General features: G+C 34.4%; 1 protein-coding gene. It reads left to right on the forward strand.

The annotated features are described in order from the left end of the window. The first annotated feature begins 106 nt into the window (after nucleotides 1–106). Nucleotides 107–4,504, forward strand: coding sequence for a PolC-type DNA polymerase III (locus tag HMPREF1552_RS02880; RefSeq protein ID WP_039901060.1), 4,398 nt, complete (start codon nucleotides 107–109; stop codon nucleotides 4,502–4,504). Nucleotides 4,505–4,777 lie beyond the last annotated feature (273 nt).

Genomic DNA, 4,777 nt, shown 5'->3' on the forward strand with positions numbered 1-4,777 from the left:
AAATATAAAAAAATTTCGAAATTAACTTAATTGAAGAATTTAAGGAAAAGATTTAATAACTAGATGAGGATAAAGATAAAAAATGTTAGGGGGTATAGATAGAAAAATGAGTACGAAGTATTTGAAGGTTAAACCTTCAGAAGATTTTTTTAGGAAATACGGAATTAAGAATTTTGAGATTGAGTATGTTAATTTATTTTCTAAAAAGAGAGAGATTGAAATATTTGTGAGAGTTCATAATTTTGAGGCACATAATGAGATACAGGATTTGAGACAGCTGCTTTATAAGAGTTTTGAAAATGGGCTAAAATTGAAGATTAAGATGGATGTTAATCCTGAGTTGATACAGAAGGATGTTATTGGATTTGTAAAATTTGCAATTGAGAATTATAAGTATGAGAGCAAGAGGTATCAGTATATTTTTGCAAGTTATGAAGTGGAAAGTCTTGAAAATACGGTGTTTATAAAATTACCGTCGCATCATTTGATAGAAGAGGCAAAAAGAACTGAGGCAAAGGAAGAACTTACAAGAAAAATTTATGAATGTATGGACAATTCGGTAAAAATTGAGTTTGTAAATGGGGATTTTGATGAAGTGAAGGCTAAAATTAAGGCTCAAAATAAGTTAAATTCGGTAAAGGCAAGTGAACTTCCAAAGTATGAAAATGCCAGTGTAAGTAATGGTAATGGCGGTAATTATGGAGGAAACGGAAATTTTAATAATGGAAATAACGCAAACGGTTATTCAAATGGCGGAAATGCTAATGGAGATAGTAACAAAGGTAATTACAAATGGAAAAAAATTCCTGATTTAGACGCTATGCCATTTTCAACACTTGATATTTTGAACAATGGTGATGATGTGGCACTAGAAGGAAAAATTTTTAATGTAGATATGAGAGAAACTAAGAATGGGAAGTTAATGTGTGATTTTATGATTACAGATTATACAGACTCTGTTAGCTGTAGAATATTTTTTAACACTAATGAGGATATTAAGGTAAAACTTGGGGAGTGGGTAAAGGTTACTGGAAGTTTTGAGGCGGATATGTATAGTGGTGAAAAGTATGTGAGAACGCAAAGAGTGGAAGCTATAGAATCTAAAGATGTGAAAAAAGAGGACAACGCTCCGAAAAAAAGAATAGAACTTCATGCACATACGAATATGAGTGAAATGAGCGGAGTTATGTCAATCAAGGATTATGCGAAAAGAGCTAAAGAATTTGGGCATAGCGGGATTGCTGTAACAGATTACGGAGTAGTGCATTCATTTCCGTTTGCGTTTAAGGAGGCAAATGAGGATTTTAAAGTTATTTTTGGGATGGAGGCGTATGTAGTTGATGACGAGCAGGACTTGATTACCAATCCTAAGGATAAGATGATTGAAGATGAAATTTATGTTGTATTCGATATTGAAACGACAGGATTTGATCCGTTTAATGACAAGATAATTGAAATTGGGGCTGTGAAAATGCGTGGAAGGGAGATTATTGGAGAATTTTCTGAATTTGTAAATCCTGAAATTCCAATTCCGCCAAAAATAACAGAGCTTACAACGATTACTGATGAAATGGTTGCAAATGCTGAAAAAATAGAAACTGTACTTCCAAGATTTCTAGAATTTTGTACTGATACAACGGTAGTTGCTCACAATGCGAAATTTGACGTGGGATTTATCAAGCAAAAAACTATAGAGCAAGGACTTGAGTATTCTCCAAGCGTGATTGATACGTTGCCTTTGGCTAGGACATTGCTTCCTGATTCGAGAGGATATGGACTTGCTAATTTGGTAAAATATTTTGGAATCACGCTCGAAACACACCATAGGGCTGTTGATGATGCAAAGGCTACTGCGGAAGTTTTTCAGAAATTTTTAAATATGATTTTAAGTAAAGGGATTTTGAAATTGATTGAGATTAATACGGATTTACAGCCGAATATTCAAAATTCTGAAACATTGAACACGATGATTCTGGTAAAAAATCAGGCTGGGCTTCGTGACCTTTACGAACTTGTATCACGTTCCAACATAGAATTTTTTGGAATGAGAAGACCTAGAATACCAAAAACTTTGTTAAACAGCATGAGGGAAAATCTGTTAATTGCAAGTTCGGCTTCGGCTTCTGAAAGAAATAAGGGAGAACTTGTAAATCTATATTTACGTGGGGCAGAAAAAGACGACATTGAGGAAAAAGCGAGATTTTATGATTATATCGAGATTCATCCACATACAAACTATGCTGACATGGTGGAAAGAACGAGCAAGGAAATTGAAAGTTACGATATAATAAAGGAAATGAACAAGTATTTTTACGAACTTGGAAAAAGTCAGAATAAAATTGTAGTTGCGACAGGAGATACCCATTATCTTGAAGAGCGTGAAGCAATTAACAGGAATGTTCTTCTTTTGGGAAGTGGAACAATGTGGAAAACTGAAACTTCGGAAGGTGTGAGAGGATACGAGTTTTTTGATAGAAAATTGTATTTTAAAACTACCGAAGAAATGTTGGAGTCGTTTAATTATCTGGGAGAAGAAGCGTCTCAGGAAGTCGTTGTGGAAAATACCCATAAAATTAGCGATATGATAGAACAGGTGCGTCCAATCCCAACTGGATTCTATCCGCCGAAAATTGATGGGGCAGAAGATGAAGTAAGGGAAATGACTTATAAGAAACTTGAGGAACTTTATGGGGAAAATATTGATGAAAACCTGAAGGAAAGAGTGGAAAAGGAGCTTAATTCGATTATTCAAAATGGATTTGCGGTGCTTTATCTGATTGCACAGAAACTTGTGCATAAATCGGTGGACGCAGGTTATCTTGTAGGCTCACGTGGTTCGGTTGGATCTTCGATAGTTGCCTATCTTATGGGAATTACCGAAGTAAATGGACTTTATCCGCACTACAGATGTCCGAAATGTAAGCATACGGAATTTATGAACGAAGAAGGAAGTGGAGTTGACTATCCTGACAAAAATTGTCCAGAATGTGGTACAAAGTATATAAAAGATGGACATGCTATCCCATTTGAAGTGTTTATGGGATTTAATGGAGATAAGGTGCCAGATATTGACTTGAACTTTTCTGGAGAATATCAAGGGGAGATTCATAAATATACGGAAGAGCTGTTTGGAAGTGACAATGTCTTTCGTGCTGGAACGATTTCTACGCTTGCTGAAAAGAATGCTTTTGGGTATGTGAAAAAGTATCTTGAAGAAGTGGAAGGAACGCCTGAAATAAAGGAAAGAAAAGCAGAAGTTATGAGAATTGCAAAAGGCTGTGAAGGTGCTAGAAAAACAACTGGACAGCATCCTGGTGGAATGATAGTCGTTCCAAAGGACAAGTCAATTTACGATTTTTGTCCAATCCAGCGTCCAGCAAATGATATGAAATCAGCTTCCAAGACAACCCATTTTGATTATCACGTAATGGATGAACAGCTTGTAAAACTCGATATACTGGGACACGATGATCCGACAACACTTAGAATTTTACAGGATTTGACAGGTGTTGATATTTATACGATTCCACTTGATGATAAGGAAGTAATGAGTTTATTCAGCGGTACAGAGGCACTTGGTGTAACTCCAGATGAAATTGGCTCTCCGACAGGTACATCAGGAATACCTGAATTTGGTACATCTTTCGTAAAACAGATGCTAGTTGATACACGTCCAAAAACTTTTGCGGAATTAGTCAGAATTTCTGGACTTTCGCATGGGACAGATGTTTGGCTGAATAATGCACAGGATTATGTAAGAAGTGGAATTGCAACCTTGAGTCAGATTATCACGGTGCGGGATGACATTATGAATAAGCTGATTGACGATGGACTAGATAAATCATTAGCCTTTTCCATAATGGAATTTGTTAGAAAAGGACAGCCTACGAAAAATCGTGAAAAATGGCAGGAATATTCTAAAACAATGAAAGAACACGGTGTAGAGCAATGGTATATTGATTCATGCGAAAAAATAAAATATATGTTCCCAAAAGGGCATGCGGTGGCTTATGTAATGATGGCAGTAAGAATCGCTTATTTTAAAGTGCATTATCCAATTGAATTTTATACAGCTTTCCTAAATAGAAAAGTCGGAGATTTTAAAATGACGACAATGTTCAGACCAGTAGAAGAATTGAAACGTGCAAAAATGGAAATGGATAGAAAAGGAAACTTAAACGCTAAAGAAAAGCAAGAATTATTTCTATATGAAATTTTGATTGAAATGCACTACCGTAAAATCGAACTGGAACAAATTGATATCTATAAATCAGAAGCAAAACTTTTCACAATACAGGACGGAAAAATCAGAATGCCATTAATCGCAATGGATGGACTGGGGGAAGCTGTTGCTGAAAATATTGTTTCTGAACGAAAAGTTGACTTTTTATCAATCGAAGATTTGGTAAAACGTACAAAATTAAATAAAACGATTGTGGAACTGATGAAGGAATATGGATGTTTAAAGGATTTGTCAGCAACAAATCAACAGACATTGTTTTAGAAAATGATACAAAATTAATTCTGTTTTCAATATTGATAATATGTTAATTTATATTTTTTAAGCATAAAATATCTTATACTAAACTTCATTTAAAAATAGGAATAAATTTTTATAATAGGGTTGTTTAATACATAATTCATAATCATTCAATTAAATTATTTTTTAGATATTTTGATTAATAAATATTTTTTCATATTATTATGTTTTTTCTTTTTATTTCCGTAGGATTGCTCATTACTGCAAAACCTTATCTTGCAGTAAAGGTTTGTCCTA

The organism is Leptotrichia sp. oral taxon 879 str. F0557, assembly GCF_000469385.1.
Taxonomy (GTDB): Bacteria; Fusobacteriota; Fusobacteriia; order Fusobacteriales; family Leptotrichiaceae; genus Leptotrichia; species Leptotrichia mesophila.

Coding starts and splice junctions, on each gene's coding strand:
- HMPREF1552_RS02880 (WP_039901060.1), top strand. CDS start 107: ATGAGTACGAAGTATTTGAAGGTTAAACCTTCAGAAGATTTTTTTAGG.